19 protein-coding genes and 1 riboswitch are annotated in these 20325 nt (G+C 38.4%); of the genes, 17 read left to right on the top strand and 2 right to left on the bottom strand.

The window, feature by feature from the left end; translation table 11 throughout:
* A partial coding sequence (locus MWJ95_RS20485; protein ID WP_249075658.1) for a hypothetical protein occupies positions 1 to 331 on the bottom strand: 331 nt, incomplete at its 3' end.
* Positions 332 to 496: 165 nt separating this feature from the next.
* On the opposite strand from MWJ95_RS20485, the gene MWJ95_RS20480 reads away from it, so the two are divergent.
* From MWJ95_RS20480 to MWJ95_RS20405, 16 genes are all read left to right on the top strand, one after another.
* Entirely contained in the window at positions 497 to 1204 is a 708-nt protein-coding gene (locus MWJ95_RS20480; RefSeq protein ID WP_249075659.1) for a lantibiotic protection ABC transporter ATP-binding protein, read from the top strand.
* Between the two features lies 1 nt (position 1205).
* Positions 1206 to 1934: a lantibiotic immunity ABC transporter MutE/EpiE family permease subunit gene (locus MWJ95_RS20475; RefSeq protein WP_249075660.1), complete on the top strand. Its 729-nt coding sequence runs from the start codon at positions 1206 to 1208 to the stop codon at positions 1932 to 1934.
* 3 nt (positions 1935 to 1937) lie between these two features.
* Complete coding sequence (locus MWJ95_RS20470; RefSeq protein ID WP_249075661.1) at positions 1938 to 2693, top strand: lantibiotic immunity ABC transporter MutG family permease subunit; 756 nt, start codon at positions 1938 to 1940, stop codon at positions 2691 to 2693.
* A gap of 28 nt (positions 2694 to 2721) precedes the next feature.
* A complete protein-coding gene (locus MWJ95_RS20465) occupies positions 2722 to 3384 on the top strand; it encodes a response regulator transcription factor (protein WP_249075662.1) in 663 nt (220 codons plus the stop codon).
* A complete protein-coding gene (locus MWJ95_RS20460; RefSeq protein ID WP_249107119.1) occupies positions 3372 to 4814 on the top strand; it encodes a sensor histidine kinase in 1443 nt (480 codons plus the stop codon). Before MWJ95_RS20465 ends, MWJ95_RS20460 begins: the two co-directional genes overlap by 13 nt.
* A 170-nt stretch (positions 4815 to 4984) precedes the next feature.
* A complete protein-coding gene (locus MWJ95_RS20455; protein ID WP_249075664.1) occupies positions 4985 to 5362 on the top strand; it encodes an ELKS/Rab6-interacting/CAST family protein in 378 nt (125 codons plus the stop codon).
* 745 nt (positions 5363 to 6107) lie between these two features.
* Positions 6108 to 7652, top strand: a complete 1545-nt coding sequence (gene miaB / locus MWJ95_RS20450; protein WP_249107118.1) for a tRNA (N6-isopentenyl adenosine(37)-C2)-methylthiotransferase MiaB — start codon at positions 6108 to 6110, stop codon at positions 7650 to 7652.
* Positions 7653 to 8090, top strand: a complete 438-nt coding sequence (locus MWJ95_RS20445; RefSeq protein WP_249075666.1) for a YlbF/YmcA family competence regulator — start codon at positions 7653 to 7655, stop codon at positions 8088 to 8090.
* A 127-nt stretch (positions 8091 to 8217) separates the two neighbouring features.
* Entirely contained in the window at positions 8218 to 8835 is a 618-nt protein-coding gene (gene cotE, locus MWJ95_RS20440) for an outer spore coat protein CotE (RefSeq protein WP_249075667.1), read from the top strand.
* A 118-nt stretch (positions 8836 to 8953) separates the two neighbouring features.
* The gene (gene mutS, locus MWJ95_RS20435; protein ID WP_249107117.1) at positions 8954 to 11530 is read left to right on the top strand and encodes a DNA mismatch repair protein MutS; all 2577 of its coding nucleotides are present in this window, start codon (positions 8954 to 8956) and stop codon (positions 11528 to 11530) included.
* Positions 11531 to 11544: 14 nt separating this feature from the next.
* Positions 11545 to 13431, top strand: coding sequence for a DNA mismatch repair endonuclease MutL (gene mutL / locus MWJ95_RS20430; RefSeq protein WP_249107116.1), 1887 nt, complete (start codon positions 11545 to 11547; stop codon positions 13429 to 13431).
* Positions 13432 to 13946: 515 nt separating this feature from the next.
* The gene (locus tag MWJ95_RS20425) at positions 13947 to 15593 is read left to right on the top strand and encodes a glycerol-3-phosphate dehydrogenase/oxidase (RefSeq protein WP_249107115.1); all 1647 of its coding nucleotides are present in this window, start codon (positions 13947 to 13949) and stop codon (positions 15591 to 15593) included.
* Positions 15594 to 15596: 3 nt separating this feature from the next.
* Positions 15597 to 16511 (top strand): alpha/beta fold hydrolase, encoded by a 915-nt coding sequence (locus tag MWJ95_RS20420; protein WP_249075671.1) that lies wholly within the window; start codon positions 15597 to 15599, stop codon positions 16509 to 16511.
* On the top strand, positions 16498 to 17400 hold the full coding sequence (gene miaA, locus MWJ95_RS20415) for a tRNA (adenosine(37)-N6)-dimethylallyltransferase MiaA (RefSeq protein WP_249075672.1): 903 nt from the start codon (positions 16498 to 16500) through the stop codon (positions 17398 to 17400). The genes MWJ95_RS20420 and miaA overlap by 14 nt, the downstream gene beginning before the upstream one ends.
* A 91-nt stretch (positions 17401 to 17491) precedes the next feature.
* Entirely contained in the window at positions 17492 to 17722 is a 231-nt protein-coding gene (gene hfq, locus MWJ95_RS20410; RefSeq protein ID WP_249075673.1) for an RNA chaperone Hfq, read from the top strand.
* A gap of 356 nt (positions 17723 to 18078) precedes the next feature.
* On the top strand, positions 18079 to 18381 hold the full coding sequence (locus MWJ95_RS20405; protein ID WP_249075674.1) for a rhodanese-like domain-containing protein: 303 nt from the start codon (positions 18079 to 18081) through the stop codon (positions 18379 to 18381).
* 57 nt (positions 18382 to 18438) lie between these two features.
* On the opposite strand, the gene MWJ95_RS20400 is transcribed toward MWJ95_RS20405, so the two are convergent.
* Entirely contained in the window at positions 18439 to 18834 is a 396-nt protein-coding gene (locus tag MWJ95_RS20400) for a PaREP1 family protein (protein WP_249075675.1), read from the bottom strand.
* A 271-nt stretch (positions 18835 to 19105) separates the two neighbouring features.
* Here MWJ95_RS20400 and MWJ95_RS20395 point away from each other — a divergent pair, with 271 nt between their 5' ends.
* Positions 19106 to 19975: a DMT family transporter gene (locus MWJ95_RS20395; protein WP_249107114.1), complete on the top strand. Its 870-nt coding sequence runs from the start codon at positions 19106 to 19108 to the stop codon at positions 19973 to 19975.
* A gap of 114 nt (positions 19976 to 20089) precedes the next feature.
* Positions 20090 to 20266, top strand: a riboswitch (cobalamin riboswitch).
* The last annotated feature ends 59 nt before the right edge of the window (positions 20267 to 20325 follow it).

The following is a 20325-nucleotide window of genomic DNA, read 5'->3' as shown; positions in this document are numbered from 1 at the left end:
ACAGATAAAACATTTGTTGCTGTCGCTTCGCTTTCGCACAGATAAAACATTTGTTGCTGTCGCTTCGCTTTCGCACATAAAACATTTGTTGCTGAAGTTTAGTTTTATCATTATAAATGAGTAGATACATGCACTGTGAAGTAGTTGATTGGAGTGGAGACTGAGCGACTCCTTGGGGATTAGCAATAGAGGAACGAAGGCTAAAACCATCACATCCTGTGATAACGCCTTCGTGACCAACATCGTGTTGGCCCGAGACCCTGGAGCGCAGCGGATGTTTTCTGTGCGAAAGCGTAGTGCTAACGTAGCGGTAGCAACAAAAGCGGCTCATCGGACGCCCCCAGGAAAGCGCTCAGTCGGAACGAAATTCAACGCCCTCGTTTTGCCGACCAATTTGGTTTTTATAGTGTTGTTCTTCAAAAAATTTTCGATATCCTTATAAAATCCTTATAATCATTTTCTACACTATAATCATCGAAAGGAAGATGATTATCAGATGGAAGATATTATTTTACAAACAGAAAATCTTAGTAAAAGTTTTAAAGGACAAAAAGTTGTAGAGGATCTGTCATTAACGATACCTCGCAATACTGTTTATGGTTTACTTGGTCCGAATGGTGCTGGGAAATCAACAGCGTTAAAAATGATAACAGGGATGCTGCGTCCGAATGCAGGAAAGATACTTTTTAATGGGCGTGAGTGGAATCGTAATGATTTAAAAGACATTGGTGTATTAATTGAAACACCACCTTTATATGAAAATTTAACGGCAAGAGAAAACCTCAAAGTTCGTACAATTGCTCTCGGATTGCCACAGTCACGTATTGATGAAGTATTAAGAATCGTAGACTTGACGAATACAGGAAAAAAACGAGCAGGACAGTTTTCGTTAGGGATGAAACAACGTCTTGGAATAGCAATTGCGCTATTAAACTATCCAAAGCTTTTAATTCTTGATGAGCCAACAAATGGTCTCGATCCAATCGGCATTCAAGAGCTTCGTAAACTAATTCGTTCTTTTCCAGAGCAAGGCATTACAGTCATTTTATCTAGCCATATACTATCAGAGGTAGAGCAGGTTGTTGATGAAGTCGGCATCATTGCTGGAGGGAAATTAGGCTATCAGGGAGTTGCTCCACAAGGTCAGGAATTAGAATCATTGTTTATGCAAGTAGTGTCTGCTAATAGAAAGGTAGGCATGTAACATGATTTCAATTATGAAGGCTGAAAGATTAAAGTGGAAAAAGACTTTTATTCCTAAATTAGTTTGGCTAGCACCCATTGTGACGATCTTGCTAACTGCATTATTAATGGGAGGGAGTTTTTTTCAAAGTGGCGCTTATAATTGGTGGTATACAATGCTCTTACCAGGTGCTCTAACGATATGTTGTGCATTGGTGATCGAAAAAGATTCTAAATTGAAATATCATAGTATTCTCGCAATGCCACTCGATCTGAAGAAGATTTGGTTTGGTAAAATACTTGCATGTAGTACATGGTTGTTAGTAATTATACTTATTTTCTTTGCAGGAATAACTGCTGGTGGAATACTATTTGGCAATAGCTATTCTTTCATAAATAGTCTGACAGGTAGTTTATTAATTTTTGTCACGTTTTTATGGCAAATTCCGCTTTGTTTATTCCTTGCGGCAAAATTAGGAACTTATATGGCTATTTTAATAAATTTAGTCGGCAATATTGCTGGTATGATTGCATTTGCGAATGGGAATTATTGGTATAGTGTTCCTTACGCCATTACAGCAAGACTAATATGTCCAACATTAAAAATCTTACCAAATGGTCTGCCAGTACCTGAAGGCAGCCCGTTATTAAGTATGTCGGTGATAGTTCCGGGTATATTAATTGCTTTAGCGTGGTTTGCAATAATTAGCTACCTTACTGCCCGTTGGTTTCAGAAAAGGGAGGCGAAATAGTGCATGGTAATGTTAAGATTACTGAGAGCAGAGTTTCTTAAAACAAAAAGAACGCCATTTTTGCTTACGCATTTAATAGTACCTATTATTATTTCAGGGATGTTTTTAGCATACTATTCTTATTCACCATGGAATTTTGATTGGAAAATATCCGGTTATTTTCAGGCTCTTTCATGTGGGTTTCCGATTATTATTGGATTAGTTTGTGCAATGGCAGCGGAGCAAGAAGCAACTGCAGGACATTTTCAGGAAATGCTAACAGCTACAAAAACAAAAATAGTGGTCTATTTAAGTAAGTTGATACTGTTATTGTTATTTAGTTTTGGAGCAATATTACTGTCCTTCGGTATTTTTAGTGTTGGTTTTATTGAACTGTTGCATGAAGATACTTTTGGTTATCAATTTTATTTCATAGCGGGATGTATTTTATTTGTAGGCTATGCATTTTTATATATTTTACATTTTTTTGTTAGTCTTCATTTTGGTAAAGGTGCCTCAATCGGATTAGGTATTGTGGGATCGCTATTAGTAGCCTTACTACTCACTGGACTAGGTGATGGGATTTGGTCATTTATACCTTATGGTTGGGGTGGTCACTTTGTTTCGTTATGGACATTGAAGGCGTCAGGGCTTGACCTATCAACGGTGGAATTAGGACTACCAGAAGGTATTATTACTTCCGTTTGCGGAACATTGCTAGCGTTAGTATTATCTTGTTTGTGGTTTTGGAAATGGGAAGGTAGAAAGTCTGATAATTAGGGTATGAAGAAATGATGAGGGTAGAAATATGGCAAAAATATTAGCAGTAGATGATGAAAAAGGTATTTTAGTATTGATAAAAAATGCATTACTAAAAGATGAACATTTAGTAACGGCAGTCTCTGATGCAACAGAAGTAAGTAAAATGGATCTTGGTGCCTTCGATTTAATTTTACTGGATGTGATGATGCCTGAAATAGATGGGTTTACTCTATGTGGCCAAATACGCCATGCGGTAGATTGTCCTATTCTTTTTTTAACGGCTAAATCATTGGAGGAGGATCTAATGTATGGTCTTGGTCTCGGCGCTGATGATTATATTATCAAGCCGTTTGGCATTGGGGAGCTACGTGCAAGAGTGAATGCACATTTGAGGCGCGAAAAAAGAGAACGACGTAGTATCCTTTTTGTAGATAACATTCACTTCAATCTATCTGGCAAAGAGCTGTTTGTAAATGATGAAAAGGTTATGCTGACAAAAAGCGAATATGAAATATGCGAATTTTTAGCTCGAAACCGAGGACAGGTGTTTTCGAAAGAAAAGATTTATGAAACTATTTTTGGGTTTGATGGGAAGAGTGACAGTACCGCTATTACCGAGCATATTAAAAATATTCGTTCAAAGTTACATACCTTTCATGTTGACGCCATTGACACTGTTTGGGGGATCGGATATAAATGGAGACAATAAAGCCAACTAAAGGAACTCGACTACATACTTTTTTTCTACGATATCTCCTTTTACTGTGTTTAGGCACTATTCTATTAGTAGTACTACTGTTTAGTATATTTTTATTTACCTTTTCTGCCAACATCGTGTTGCCAGCAAATTATGCAGAAAATCAAATTTCATTATCTAAGGATCGCATTGCATCTAGTAGTTCGGTAACAGCTGATATTATTCCAGACCTTGTTGATTATGCCGTCTATTCTAAAAATGGACAATTTCTTGCAGGGAATCTTTCAGAAAAGGAAGCTTTTAAAGCCTGGGATGTAATGAAAAAAGGGGAAACTCAAAGTGGTTCCCAATTTTACTCGTTTATAGAGCGAGAAAATGAGATTTGTATATTACGATATTATTTAGTACCCCAATATCGTTCAGAAATTTTAAGGAAATACTTGCCTAATCCGCAAATGTTAGAATTTCTACTATTTATTATAGGAATAGTAGCTTATGCAACTGTGCTTGCTATTCACTTTGGCAGAAGTTTAAAGAAAAAAATGTTTGGCTTGCAGGAAGCGATTGAAAAAATACAAAATCAAAATTTGGATTTTACGATTCACCATTCAGGAATTCGTGAAATAGATGAAATATCGATTTCTCTTGAGCAAATGAAAGAAGCCTTAAACAACTCGTTAAAACAGCAATGGGAAACAGAGCAGACCCGTAGAGAACAAATTTCTGCTCTTGCTCATGATCTGAAAACACCGCTCACAATTATTCGGGGGAATGCAGAGCTTTTGCAGGATACCGATCAAGATGATAGTCAAAGAGAATATAATGACTATATTTTGAAAAATACAATGGAAATAGAAAAATTCACGAAAGAGCTAATTGATTTATCGAAAATGGAGAAAAATATCGTTCGTGAAAAAACGAATGTTAAAACGGATGCATTTATAACAGGTGTAGAAGATCAAATGAGAGCTCTTACGTTGGAAAAAAGGCTTCAAGTAGATGTTCAAAAGGAATCCCTTCCTGTATGTATTTTTATCGATGAAGAGCAGTTCTATCGTGCGATTATAAATGTTATTGCTAATGCTGTAGAGCACACACCTGAAAACGGAAAGGTGACATTAACTGTTCAAAGCGCTTCTGACTTTATTCAGTTTACCGTTACCGATAGCGGCCGTGGATTTTCTCCGAGAGATTTAAATGAGGCTACCAAACAATTTTATCGCGGAGATCCAAGCAGAAATGCGGGAAATCATCATGGGATGGGACTTTATATTGCCCAATCAATTGTTCAGAGTCATGGTGGAAAACTGCTAATTTCCAATGATTCATCAGCTGGTGGAGGTAAAGTGACCATTACAATCCCAATCCCAACCCCAACCCCAATCAAAGAAGCGCCCAGCCAGAACGGAAATCAACCCCACGCTATGATGACGAGCCTTTAATTAATAAAAATGGTTGGGTAGCACACCTGATAAAATACCTTGAGAAAAGAATGATTATGGCAAATTTGCTACGATCATTCTTTTTGTTTTGGTAAATGGAAAAAATGGGGAGTGTGTTCGGGCAATAGTATTGTGAAAAATGATACAATAAAAGAAAAAAAGAAGAGGCGATGCACGTGGATAACGTCATTGATTTTGTTGCGAAGAAAAAAGAACGTGAAGAAAGACAGCGCGCCCAGGATTTAGAAAGGTATGTTGCGACACAATGTAATTTCCAACAACCAGAAAATATTGATGCACTAGTTGAAGGAAAAGTGATTGAAATCAAGGACCATTCGTTGTTTTTAGGTTTTCTCTCAATATTAAAAGATGAAAAGATTGATCCACTGGATATTTTTCAGGATGTTTTTACATTAGAACCTGCTCGCTTTGAGATGTCCTACAATATGAGATGGTGGTCAGTTGTACAGCTTGCCTTTACATTTTTAACAATTTTAAAGGAGAACGAGCCGCATACATATGCAGATTTTCTTGGTTTACAAAATTAATCTAGAGTATGTGCACGTCTTGGAAAGCTACATAAACGTGCGCATACAGGGCTAGATTCCTTGGAGGACGACTAGAGTCGTTGATAGGAACTGATGAAGTGACGGATAGAATATGCGAAGCGACGGAAAGAATTCAAGGCGACGGATAGAACCGACGAAATGACGGAAAGAGAAGTCAAAGGGACGGATAAAATCGTCGAAGCGACGGAAAGAATTCAAGGCGACGGATAGAACTGGCGAAGCGATGGAAAGAGAATTCAAGGCGACGGATAGAACCGACGAAGTGATGGAAAGAGAAGTCAAAGCGACGGATAAAATCGGCGAAGTGACGGAAAGAATTCAAGGCGACGGATAGAACCGACGAAATGACGGAAAGAGAAGTCAAAGGGACGGATAAAATCAGCGAAGCGACGGAAAGATGTCAAGGCGACGGATAGAACCGACGAAATGACGGAAAGAGAATTCAAAGCGACGGATAAAACCGTCAAAGTCGTGGATAGAACCATCAAAATGACGGATAGAGTCCTTAAAATGGTGAAAATAACTGTTAAGCCGACAAAGAGCCCCTCCCGTAAAACTGACGCCCCCCGCAACCAAATGAAAATAGCCATCTAGCTAAGAGTAATTAAGTCTAAACCGCGACATTTAGTACACAAGCCTTGTAGGATGTTGCCATTATTCAGTATAATAGTGAAATGGGATTTCAAATGTATGGAATTCGTTTGAAAGGAGTTACCTGATTGCGATGAATGAGGAACAACGCTTAGCTAATCAACAAGTCAATCAACCAAAAAAAGAAGACAAGCCTGAAAAGGATTATAGTAAATATTTTGAAACGGTTTTTACAGCACCTTCATTAAAAGATGCTAAAAAACGTGGGAAAGAAGAAGTTAAGTACCATAAGGACTTTAACATTGCTGAAGAGTTTGCTGGTATGGGGACGGGGCGTACTTTTTATATTCGTACGTACGGCTGCCAAATGAACGAGCATGATACGGAAGTGATGGCTGGGATTTTTATGCAGCTAGGGTACACGCCTACAGATATTATTGATGAAGCTGACGTCGTGCTACTGAATACTTGTGCTATTCGTGAAAATGCAGAAAATAAAGTATTTGGGGAACTGGGCTTCCTTCTTAAATATAAACGTAAAAATCCAGAAATGCTGATCGGGGTTTGTGGCTGTATGTCACAGGAAGAATCCGTGGTCAATAAAATTTTAAGAAGTTATCCGCATGTTGACATGGTGTTTGGAACACATAATATTCACCGTTTACCGAACATTTTAAAGGAAGCCTATATGTCTAAGGAAATGGTCATTGAGGTTTGGTCTAAAGAAGGCGATGTTATTGAGAATCTGCCGAAAAAACGTCTTGGCTCCATCAAAGCTTGGGTAAATATTATGTACGGTTGTGATAAATTCTGTACGTATTGTATTGTCCCTTATACGCGTGGTAAGGAGCGTAGTCGCCGTCCAGAGGAAATCATTGCTGAAGTTCGTGAGCTAGCGGCTGCGGGCTATAAAGAAATTATGCTACTAGGACAAAATGTCAACGCTTACGGCAAAGATTTTGAGGATATTGAATATCGACTTGGTGATTTGATGGATGAATTACGTAAAATTGATATCCCACGTATTCGTTTTACAACGAGTCATCCACGCGACTTCGATGATCATTTAATCGAGGTTCTTGCAAAACGTGGTAACTTAGTAGAACATATTCATTTACCAGTTCAATCTGGTTCAAATGACGTGCTGAAAATTATGGCGCGTAAGTATACACGTGAGCATTTCCTTGGATTAGTAGCAAAAATTAAAGCGGCTATTCCGGAAGTAACGCTAACAACTGATATTATCGTAGGTTATCCTAACGAAACAGAGGAGCAATTTGAGGAGACATTATCCTTGTACCGAGAAGTCGGCTTTGAAATGGCCTTTACTTATATTTATTCTCCTCGTGAGGGTACACCTGCTGCCAAAATGGTGGATAATGTACCTGAAGAAGTGAAAAAAGAACGTCTTCACCGATTAAATCAGGTTGTAGGGGAATACTCTCGCAAAGCATTAGAAGGCATGAAGGGTGAAGTAGTAGAAGTCTTAGTTGAAGGTACAAGTAAAAAACGCGAAGATGTGTTAGCTGGATATACGCGTAAAAATCGTCTTGTAAACTTCAAAGCGCCAGCAGATCTAATTGGTCAATTAGTGAAGGTAAAAATAGTTGAAGCTACTTCGTATTCACTTAGTGGTGAGTTCGTAGAAGTAGTAAAAAATGAAAAGGTGGAAGCGTAAATGTCACAAGTATTATATACAAAAGATGATTTAATCAAGAAGTCACACGAAATTGCGCATATGATTGCCAATACGCCAGAAGTTGAATTTTTCAAAAAAGCAGAAGCACAAATTAATGAAAACCAACTAGTACGTGAACGTATTGCAAGTCTAAAAAGCCTACAAAAACAAGCTGTTAACTTCCAACACTTGGGAAAAGAAAAAGCGCTTAAATTAATTGAAGACAAAATCGAAAAAATCGAAGAAGAAATCAACGCAATCCCAGTGGTTCAACAATTTAAAGAATCTCAAGGTGATGTCAATGATTTATTGCAATTAGTGTCGAATACAATTGCTAACAATGTAACAAATGAGATTGTTCGCTCAACTGGTGGGGATTTACTTTATGGTGAAACTGGCTCACAAGTAGCAAATAGAAACCCAGGCAGCTGCTCTTAAAAATAATAGAAGGAATAGCTCGAATGAATGATTTCATTCGAGCTATTTTTATGATCATATGAAAATCCGCAATTCGATTCTATAAAAATATATGTTCACCCAATAGGCGCTACCTGCATATGATGGAGTGAAAAGAGTCGAAGGAGGAATTGCGCTGAAACGTTTACGACAAATCGTGACGAGAGCAGTAGTTGCCAAAGGGAAGAAGAGAACGGAAGAACGAGTAACATTAAGTCCATCAAATAAGCCGACGAGTATTCTCGGTTGCTGGGTGATCAATCATACTTGCTCCGCAAAAAAAGTCGGTAAATTTGTAGAAGTATCAGGGAAATTTGATGTCAATGTATGGTATGCCTATAGTAATCATTCGAAAACAGCAGTGTTTTCTGAAACGGTTCACTATAAAGACAAAGTGAAGCTTTCTTTTAGAGACGGTGAAGTGAGTGTTGGTGATGATGTTCGTGTACGCGTTATTCAAGAGCCTAACTGCATAGAGGCAATCATCTCTCCATGTGGAACGAAATTTGAAATCGTTGTAGAACGCGAAGTCATTGTAGAGGTAATGGGAGAAACGACGATTTGTATTAGTGTACATCCACTAGATTTCGAAGAAGAATGGAACTTTGATGATGAGAGCTCATCCTCGTCTTCATCTAGCTCTAGTTCCAGCTCATCGTCTAGTTCAAGTGGTGAAGGAAGGTATGCTTTAGAGTCCTCATCGTTTCCTGATGAAAGACCAAGATAATACGAAAGATTTTATACATGCGAAGCGCTAACATCTTTAAAAGGTGAATGAAGCGTTTCGCATGTATCTTTTGTTATAATAAAAATATCTATATTGTTAGAGCGAGGTAAATGTTTAAATGACAACGTATACACCAATGATGCAACAGTATTTGCAGGTAAAAGAAGATTACAAGGATGCCTTTTTATTTTTTAGATTAGGCGATTTTTACGAGATGTTTTTTGAGGACGCTATAAATGCCTCTCAACTTTTAGAAATTACATTAACGAGCCGGGATGCGGGAGCAAAAGAGCGTATTCCAATGTGTGGTGTTCCACATCATTCGGCAAAAAATTATATAGAAACACTTGTGCAAAAGGGCTATAAGGTTGCAATTTGTGAGCAAACAGAAGATCCGAAACAAGCAAAGGGTGTAGTGAAGCGTGAAGTCGTACAGCTTATTACACCGGGTACAATCATGGAAGGTAAGTCGCTTGAAGGTAAATCCAATCATTTTATTGGTGCTGCGGAACAATTCGACGATACGACATTTGGCTACGCTTATTTAGACTTATCTACAGGTGAAGCAGTAGCCTCCTCGATGGAGGGCGACGGTAAAGCGCTATTAATGCAAATGCAGGCTTACGGTATTCGTGAGTTAATTGTCACAGAAAGTTTACAGCTTCTATTAGCGGAGCATGCAGTAAACGCAGGTATCGTCCTTTCTATTGAAACAGATGAAATGATGTCGGATAAAGCTACACATTATTTAGAAGCGGTACCAAATGATTTAAAAATTGCTTGCTTGCGTTTGCTAGCTTATATCGATAAAACACAAATGCGTTCATTAACACATATTCAAGCATTTACTTATAATGAAATGAAAAATTATTTACGTATAGACTCTAGCTCGAAGCGTAATTTAGAGCTTATTCAATCTATTCGCGGTGGCGATCAAAAGGGTACACTTTTATGGTTATTAGATGACACCGTGACGGCAATGGGAGGGCGAAAGTTAAAGCAATGGTTACATCAACCTCTTGCTTCACGTTCTGCGATAGAAGAGAGACTAGCAACTGTCACTGATTTATTGGAGGAATATTTTGTAAGAACAGAACTCCAAGCTTCTTTAAAACAAGTATATGATTTAGAGCGTTTAGCTGGGCGTGTAGCTTTTGGTAATGTAGGTGGACGTGATTTAGCACAGCTACGCGATTCATTACGTCAAGTACCTACCATTCAGCAACAATTACTTAGCTCCAATAAAGCAACATTACAAAAGCTAGGCGCAGCGCTTGATACGTGTGCGGATGTTGAGGAACTATTGGCTCGTGCGATTACAGACAATCCTCCAATTGCGATTAAAGAGGGTGACGTCATTCGTGATGGCTATGATGGTCGCTTAGATGAACTACGCTATGCTTCTCGTAATGGGAAGGATTGGATCGCACAGCTAGAGCAAGAGGAACGGACAAAAACAGGCATTAAAAACTTAAAAATCGGCTACAATCGAGTTTTCGGCTACTATATTGAAATTACGAAATCTAACATCCATTTAGCCGATTTAACGCGCTATGAACGTAAGCAAACTTTGGCAAATGCTGAGCGTTATATTACTCAGGAGCTTAAGGAAAAAGAAGCGTTAATTTTAAATGCTGAGGAAGAAAGTTTAACGTTAGAGTATAACTTATTTGTGTCCATACGTGATGAATTAAAGGTGTTTATTCCACGTGTCCAAGCGTTAGCGGCAAGCATTAGTGAGTTAGATGTGTTATTAAGCTTTGCGAGTGTTTCAGAGAAATATCGTTTTACGAAGCCTGAGTTTCATGGCGGGCGTTCGCTAGAAATTATCGAAGGACGTCATCCAGTTGTTGAGAAAATGCTTAATAAGCAAATGTATGTACCAAACGATTGTGTACTTGAGGATAATAACAATATGATGCTTATAACAGGTCCGAATATGTCCGGTAAAAGTACGTATATGCGTCAGGTTGCACTCATTGTTGTGATGGCACAAATGGGCTGCTATGTGCCTGCTGAAAAAGCTAGATTACCAATTACAGATCAGATTTTTACACGTATCGGTGCTGCGGATGATTTAGCTGCAGGACAATCAACATTTATGGTGGAGATGTTAGAATCTCAGCACGCGATTACGCATGCTACAAAAAATAGTTTAATGCTCTTTGATGAAATTGGCCGTGGGACATCTACTTATGATGGCATGAGTCTTGCTCAATCCATGATGGAATACATCCATGACAAAATCGGAGCAAACACACTGTTTTCAACGCACTATCATGAATTAACGGCACTCGAAAACGAGCTACCACGACTGCAAAATGTACATGTATCTGCTACTGAAAAAAATGGCACAGTTGTCTTTTTGCATAAGGTGAAAAAGGGGGCTGCCGATAAATCTTACGGAATTCATGTAGCGCAGCTTGCACAATTACCAGAGGAAATTTTAACAAGAGCACAAGTGTTACTTGAAAACTTCGAATCTGGAAACGAAGTAGCTGTGGCACAAGAGGTTGTTGAAAAGCCAATGCAAATGTCACTATTTACAGAGGAAGAACCAACCTCTCAAACTTCTCCGGCAGAGGCAGAGGTACTTAAAAATCTTGAAAAAGTAAATATTCTAGGTACCTCACCAATGCAAGCGATGAATATTTTATATGAATTACAGCAGCAATTATTAAACATAAAAAAATAAAGGAGTGAAGCGCTATGGGAAAAATACAAATTATGGACGAGTGGCTGTCCAATAAAATCGCGGCAGGGGAAGTAGTTGAAAGACCAGCCTCTGTCGTTAAAGAGCTTGTTGAAAATGCCATTGATGCTGGGAGTACGTCCATTGATGTTTTTTTACTAGAAGCGGGCCTCACTTCAATTCAGGTCATTGATAATGGTAGTGGTATGGATGAAGAGGATGCACTTATATCATACTCTCGCCATGCAACAAGTAAAATTCATCAGGAACATGATTTATTTCGAATTCGTACGCTTGGCTTCCGTGGTGAGGCATTAGCATCCATTGCATCTGTGTCTAAAATGACACTCATTACATCAAACGGAGAATCAGGAACGTATTTAGAGCTTGAGGGTGGACATGTCGCTACGCATAAACCAGGCCCTTTGCGTAAGGGAACAGATATAACAATCGCACAGTTATTTTTCAATACACCCGCGCGGTTAAAATATATGAAAACAATACAAACCGAGCTTGGACATACAATTGATCTAATGAACCGTCTTGCACTCGGAAATCCACAAATTGCCTTTAGATTGCTGCATAACGGCCAGCAATTGTTACAAACAAATGGACGTGGTGACGTGCAGCAAGTATTAGCTGCAATTTACGGTGTGCATAATGCTAAGAAAATGATGGCGTTCAATGGAGAGTCACATGATTATAAAATTTCTGGATACGTCACTCTACCAGAGGTGACTCGTGCTTCAAAAAACTATATGTCGTTATTTGTAAATGGTCGCTGGGTGAAGCATTATTTGGTGCAAAAAGCGATTGTAGATGCTTATCATACGTATTTGCCCATCGAACGTTTTCCAATTGTCGCGCTCTATATAGAGGGAGACCCTTATTTAACAGATGTCAATGTTCATCCTGCCAAGCATCAAGTACGTTTAAGTAAAGAGCCTGAACTTCTTAAGTTAATTGAGGAAACGATACGAGAGAAAATCCGCAATGTTATTCGAGTCCCTCAAATGGAGAAGAAGGAGAAGGTGGCAAAACCTGCAACAGAGCAGTTAAATATTTGGAAACCAGCACCAAAGCTGAGTGTGGAGAAAATGAATGCTATTGTAGAAAAACTTTATGATGTGCAAACAGTTCAGGAATCGAACACATTAGATCCTATAGTGCCACAACCTGAATCCGCCCCTACTATCATTGAAGATAGCTGGAAACCGACACCGGTGATGGAAGTAAATAGTCCCGAGGGAGTAAATCCTCCAGAAGAAGTGAAGCTAGAGGAACCAATAGAAGTTCTACAGGATGAACCAGAAAAGGAACCATTCCCTACGCTCGAAGTGGTAGGACAAATTCATGGTACGTATATTGTTGCGCAAATGGAGGATGGCTTTTATTTAATTGATCAGCATGCCGCTCAGGAGCGCATCAAATATGAATTTTTCCGTGAAAAGGTCGGTCAGGTGAACCCAAATGAACGCCAAACTTTATTGCTTCCATTGACCTTCCACTATGCTGCTGACGAGGCTCTTATATTAAGAGAAAATAGGCAGGAGTTAGAAGCTGTTGGGGTGTTTTTAGAGGAATTTGGACAGGCTTCATTTGTCGTGAGAGAGCATCCTAGCTGGTTCCCTAAAGGAGAAGAACAGGAAATTATTGAAGACTTGATTGAACAGGTGCTGACAACTAAAAAGGCAGACGTCAAAAAATTACGTGAGGCAGCAGCGATTATGATGAGCTGTAAAAAGTCGATAAAGGCCAACCATTATTTAACGAAAGAACAAATGGACACGTTATTGCAAGATTTGCGCAATGCCGACAATCCGTTTACATGCCCTCACGGACGTCCAGTACTGATTCATTTTACAACGTATGAAGTAGAAAAAATGTTTAAACGGGTAATGTAGTTGGGACGCCTAACAAAGGTTCAAGAGCAAAATGAATAGATCATGCGCATAAAAGGAATTTTGTAGGTAAAGCATATACAAATGATTCATCATCAAAAGTTGTGAATGACATTTTAAAAAATGTATGCCGTTTATCTTCATTCAGTAGAGACTTCTACCTTATTAATAATGAGGTGAATGTGGATATGCTTTGCAGTGGGGCATCCAAGCATCTATTGAAATAGAGGAACTCAGTCTAAGAACGCCACGTCCTGTTGCAACGACTGAGTGACCAACATCACGTTGGCCCAAAGGCTCCGGCAGATATCACGGATTTTTAAAGCGATGAATTGTGCGGATACAATTCAAAATCCAAACGTAATTACGCCAAGGCGAAATCAACCACACGTTATGGTGATGAGCTATAAAAATGACATTAGAATTTCTATGCTTAAGGTCATTGCTAGTTAATAGGCTAACATACGCAATAGAGGTTACACGTATTTTCAAATTATAGCTAATGGGGGGAGAAAGATATGTTTTCATTTGAGCATCGTCCTAAAATTATAAATTTTTTAGAGCAATATAGCTTTGATGTTTTAGTTATTGGTGGAGGCATTACGGGTGCTGGTATTGCGCTAGATGCCGCATCTAGAGGATTATCAGTCGCTTTGATTGAGAAGCAGGATTTTTCTGCTGGCACATCAAGCCGTTCAACAAAGCTTATTCATGGTGGACTTCGTTATTTAAAGCAGCTGGATGTTAGTGTAGTAGCTGAGGTTGGGCGTGAGCGTGAAATTGTCTATGACAATGCTGTTCACGTGACAACCCCTGAAAAAATGTTACTACCATTATATAAGAAGGGCTCACTTGGACCATTTACTACATCAATGGCATTGAAGGTATATGATCGATTAGCCGGTGTTAAAAAGCATGAACGTAGAACAATGTTAAACGCCCAGGAAACGGCAGAGCTAGAGCCTTTACTCAATCGAGATGAGCTTATTGGTGGAGGGTATTACGTTGAATATCGTACAGATGATGCCCGTTTGACAATTGAAGTGCTGAAAAAAGCTGTGGAATATGGGGCGCTTTGTTTAAATTATGCGGAGATGACAGAATTTTTATATGAGAAGAAAAAGCTTGTTGGGGTACAAGTGAAGGATCATGTTACAGGGAAAACAATCGAATTGCATGCTGCGCAAATCGTCAATGCTACTGGACCTTGGGTAGATGAGGTCCGCCACAAGGATAAAGTAGTAGATAAAAAACAATTACGTCTGACAAAAGGGGTCCATATTGTCCTTGATCAAAAGGATTTTCCATTAAGGCAGGCAGTGTATTTTGATATAGTGGATGGGCGTATGGCTTTTGCTATACCACGTGATGGTAAAGCCTATGTAGGGACAACAGATACAGTTTACGAGGGAGACCCTGTTCATCCTGTCGCTACCCAAGAGGATGTTGATTATTTAATTGCTGCTGCAAAAACAGTCTTTCCAACTGCAAATATATCAAGAGATACGATTGAATCGTCGTGGGCAGGTGTGCGTCCACTTATATTTGAAAAAGGCAAGGATCCATCTGAAATTTCACGCAAAGATGAGATATGGATGGCACCAGGTGGACTAATGACGATCGCTGGTGGTAAATTAACGGGATACCGTCAAATGGCAGAAACAATCGTTGATAAAATTGTGAAAAATCATAAATTTAAGCACGCAAGTCCATGTGTAACACGTGAGTTATCGCTTTCGGGTGCAAAGGGTATTAATGCCATCAATTTCTCTGATTATAGTACTTATAAAGCTAAAGAGGGCGTTCAGTATGGTCTTAATTATGATGAAGCAAAACAGCTTGTACAAAAATATGGTACAAATGTTGATGCCTTATATAACCAAGTGAAATACTTACATGAGCACGGAAGTACGATGCCATTAGCCTTACATGCCATGCTACTTTATGCCATAGAAGCGGAAATGGTATACACACCAAGTGATTTCTTTATTCGTCGAACAGGCTTATTATACTTTGATATTGATGCAGTAAAACGCTATAAACAGCAGGTCATTCAAGTGATGCAACAACATTTTCACTATACAGAGTCACAAAGAAATACTTATATAGCTCAATTAGAGCAAGCCATTTTAGATGCAACAAATTTTGCGGAAGAAGGAGTGTAAGTAATGCGTTATATTGAAATGTCAGATGGCCATTTTCTGTTTACTCGAACATTAAAGCCAACGAAGCCATGTATTGGCCATATTCATATTCTGCATGGTATGGCGGAGCATAGTGGACGTTATGTTAAATTTGCCAATAGCCTAAATGAAGCTGGCTATGCAGTGACAATGCATGATCATCGAGGGCATGGAGAAACGGCAGCCTATAATGGCACACTAGGTTTCTTTGCTGAAGAAAATGGGTTTGAACGTGTCGTAAAGGATGCGCATGAAGTAGTAACAATATTGCATGAACAATTTGCTGATGTACCTTTGATTTTATTTGGACATAGTATGGGGTCGTTCATTACTAGAAGGTATATTCAATTGTACGGTGATCAAGTAGACAATGTGATTTTATGCGGAACAGGTAATGTTACAGCATTGCATACGATGGGGAACTTAGTAGCAAAAGTATTGGCCAAACAGTCCGGTAAAGAGACGGAGAGCAAGTTATTAAATAAGCTGAGCTTTGGTAGCTTTAATAAACAGTTTCCAAATTCGAAGACTGCATATGATTGGTTATGTTCAGTAGAGGATGAAGTGGAAAAATATATCGATGATCCATATTGCGGTTTTATCCCAACAAATCAATTTTTTGTCGATTTAACAACAGGTTTTATGTCGTTAAATCGTAAAAGTGAGATAGCAAAAGTAAAGAAAGATTTACCGATATTATTGATAAGTGGTAGCAAGGATCCAGTCGGAGAACAAGGCCAAGGTGTGTATGCTGTTGCTGAACAATTTGCAGAAGCGGGTCTACAAGATGTGACGGTTTACCTATTTGAGGATAAGCGACATGAAATCCTAAACGAAGATAACCGAGAGGCAGTCTATCAACTTTTATTACGGTGGTTAGAAAAATATGATACAAGATAAATTACAGCAGGCAGAGGTCGTAGCAATCGTAGGGCCTACTGCTTCTGGGAAAACGGCATTAAGCATTGAATTAGCCAAAAAATATAATGGCGAAATCATCAACGGTGATTCCATGCAAATCTATCGAGGCTTAGATATTGGTACAGCGAAAATTACTGAGGAAGAGATGGAGGGTGTCCCCCATCATTTATTAAGCTTCAAAGAGCCAACGGAGTCCTTTTCAGTAGCAGACTATCAAAAATTAGTACGAGCTAAAATTGCGGAAATTCAAGAGCGGGGAAAGCTACCGATTATTGTAGGGGGCTCAGGCTTATATGTGCAGGCAGTTCTCTTTGATTTTCAATTTACGGAGGAGCAGGTAGATGAGGTAGCTCGGAAAGCCTATTATGAAGAGCTAGAGAAATTAGGTCCAGAGGCCATGCATGCTAAGCTTAAAAAACTTGATCCACAAACAGCTGAGGCAATTCATCCAAACAATACCCGCCGTGTTATACGTGCATTAGAGATGATTGAGCTTAGTGGCGTTTCAAAGGCTTCTGAAGCACAAAATCGTGGAGAAGTTCCACTTTACAATCATGTGATTATAGGGCTTGGGCAAAATATGTCACGTGAAAAGCTCTATGATCGTATTAATCTTCGCGTGGATATTATGATGGAAAAAGGGCTTTTAGAAGAAGTAAAGGGCTTATGGCAGCAAAATATTCGCGGCGTGCAGTCCATCCAAGCAATCGGCTACAAGGAATTATATGATTACCTTGATGGAAAATGTTCATTAGAAGAAGCCGTTGATAGTTTAAAGCAAAATTCTCGCCGTTATGCGAAAAGACAACTAACTTACTTCCGTAATAAAATGGATGTCTATTTTGTTAAAAATGACGAAAAACTTTAATTAATTTCTGAAAATTACTAATTGCCAAATTGGGAGAACATGCTACTATAGGAATGAAGAGGTAGAAAGAGAGTATAGGGAGGCATTTTTGATGAAATCAATTAACTTGCAAGATACATTCTTAAACCACCTACGTAAAAATAATGTTTTTGTAACTGTGTTTTTGTTGAATGGATTTCAATTAAAAGGAACGGTGAAATCCTATGACAATTTTACAGTATTATTACTAGATGCTGATAGCAAACAACATCTTATTTACAAACACGCTATTTCAACATTTGTTCCAGGAAAGCAAGTGGATTTTTTAGAGACAGATGAATAGATCATTCATCATCAAAAGTTTTGGAATCAGATTTTATAAAACGTTTACTATGTGTATAAGTTGATTGGAGTGAAGACTGGGCGACTCCTTAGGGATTAGCGACGCCCCTAGGAAGCTCTGTGCGAAAGCGAAGCGTCAGCTACAAATGTTTTATCTGCGCGACAGCAGCAAATGTTTTCTGTAGCGAAAGCGAAGCGTCAGCTACAAAGCGCCCAGTCGGAACGGAAATCAACCCCACGTTATGATGAAGGGCCTTAAAAAACTAGATTAAAACAGTTAGTGTTCTTGACACTAGCTGTTTTTTTGCCTACAGGCTATAATGTAAGAGGAAATCGACATATTGGAGGACAACACAAATGAAATCAATGGATACAACTGAAATAGTAGCACTATTAGATGCAAACGAAGACCTATATATTATTGATGTTCGTGAAGATGAAGAGGTGGCACAGGGCATGATTCCTGGTGCTCAGCATATTGCACTTGGGACAATCCCAGAGCGATTAGATGAATTAGATGCTTCTAAGCCATACATTATCGTTTGTAAGGCAGGCGGTCGTTCAGCAAATGCTTGTGCATACCTTGAAGCTCAAGGCTTTGACGTAACAAACCTTGAAGGCGGCATGCTTGCTTATGATGGAGAGTTAGAATTTAAATAATGACGTACTGTAAAGAGAAAGAGCCTATCAATAGTTGCTCTTTCTTTTTTCTTGTTCTTATTTTTTTAGTGAGTTCATGATAAGGCTAAAGTTTTTTTCGAAATTCTTGTATGGATTAACATTTTTTTGCCCGCGAATCTTTGAAGTGTAACTAGCAAAGTTTAAACCAGCACCGTAAATTTGTAATGCGCCATTCGCAAGATCTCCTTTCTTAAGAAGTTCAATACCTTCCTTTAAGAAGTTTTCGCTCTCATCTAAGTGACATTCAGTAATGTTTTTATCGCCACTGTGAAATAACTTTAAGTTTTCAATGATTTTATTTGCCGTATCTTCTCCTATAGAAGCGTCTACATTGATTAATATTTGGTTTATCGGTTTTACTAGCTGAGCATATAGGCTATCATAATTTTCGCATGTTTCAGCAATTGCGTTTCTTAGCTCTTTTGTGTCCATCGTCTCTTCTCCTATCTTTTGATTTTGTCCTACCCTTACATTGTATGAACGCCCAAACTTATCTAGCATTAATATTCTTGTGCATGAATATTCAGAAATATGTTACAATTAAATCCGTTAAGGAGGGATAAGTATGTATCGAACGATTGCACCCCCAGCAATGTCTTTACAGTAGAATCTACTGTTTAGGCATTCGATAAATGCTTGCTAATTCTCAATAGATTCTACTGTATATCGAAGACTTTATACATGTAGAAAGTAGGAATTAGAAATGAGCGGAAAACTATCTTTTATTTTATCAATGGTTATTTTTGGCGCTGTCGGTGTTTTTGCAAAATATATTAAGTTACCTTCAAGTGAAATTGCCTTTTGGATGAGTCTCATTGGCACTTGTTTTTTACTATTGATGTTCTTTTATAAAAAAGAAAGATTTACGAAAACTACAGTTTTGCAAAACAAATGGCCATTAGTACTTTCGAGCTTAGCCTTATGTGGTAATTGGATTTTTCTTTTCCAAGCGTACAAGGAAACAACCATCGCAAATGCAGCTCTTAGCTACTATTTTGCTCCAGTACTAGTGATTTGTTTATCACCGATCGTTTTGAAAGAGAAAATAGTAGTAAGAAAAATTTTTTATGTTTGTGTTGCACTAGTAGGGCTGTTTTTTATTGTCCAAAGTCAAACTACCGAAACGAGTGGACATTATATCGGTATTATCTATGGGCTTATTGCAGCTTGCTTCTATACAATAGTGACATTCACCAATAAGTATATTCGTGGATTAAAAGAGCCAAATAATACGATTATTCAACTTGCTTTAGCAGCGTTATTTCTTGCCATTTATCTTTTTGGGACTAATGGGTTCCAAATAGTTCAAATCGATATAAAATCAATTAGTTTACTTATAGCATTGGGCATTGTCCATGCTGGAATAGGCTTCTATTTGTTCTTTTTTGGAATGCGTCATCTAAAAGGGCAAAGTATAGCTATTTTAAGCTATATTGATCCACTAACATCATTAGTAATTTCGACGATGATTCTAGGAGAGAAAATGACGGCCCTACAAATATTAGGCGCTATCCTTTTACTTGGCGCAACATTTCTGAGTGAAATAGATAAAACAAAGCGAATTTCACAATAGTAAACTAACAAGAAGCCTTTTGTAGATATCCAAATTTAGAAATATTTTTGATGTTTAGGTTTTCGGAAAAATTAAAACATTGACACAAAAAACACTTTGCCGTAGATTTAAAGTAATTGCATAAAAGCATTAGGTGCCCATTGCGGGAGAATAGGGAATAAAGTGAAAAGCTTTAGCGGTCCCACCACTGTAAAAGAGAGTTTCATAGAGAATGCCACTAGCATCGTGCTGGGAAGGTTCTATGAAATGTTGAAATTGAGCCAGGAGACCTGCCTATCTGCTTCGTATTATATAGACGATGGAAAAGTCTGTAGTTTATTTGTTATGAATAAACTACAGGCTTTTTATTT

Source organism: Lysinibacillus sp. Bpr_S20 (assembly GCF_023337835.1).
In the GTDB taxonomy this organism is placed as follows: domain Bacteria; phylum Bacillota; class Bacilli; order Bacillales_A; family Planococcaceae; genus Lysinibacillus.
The sequence above is the reverse complement of the archived record's forward strand: the minus strand, read 5'-3'. Positions and strand labels throughout refer to the sequence as shown.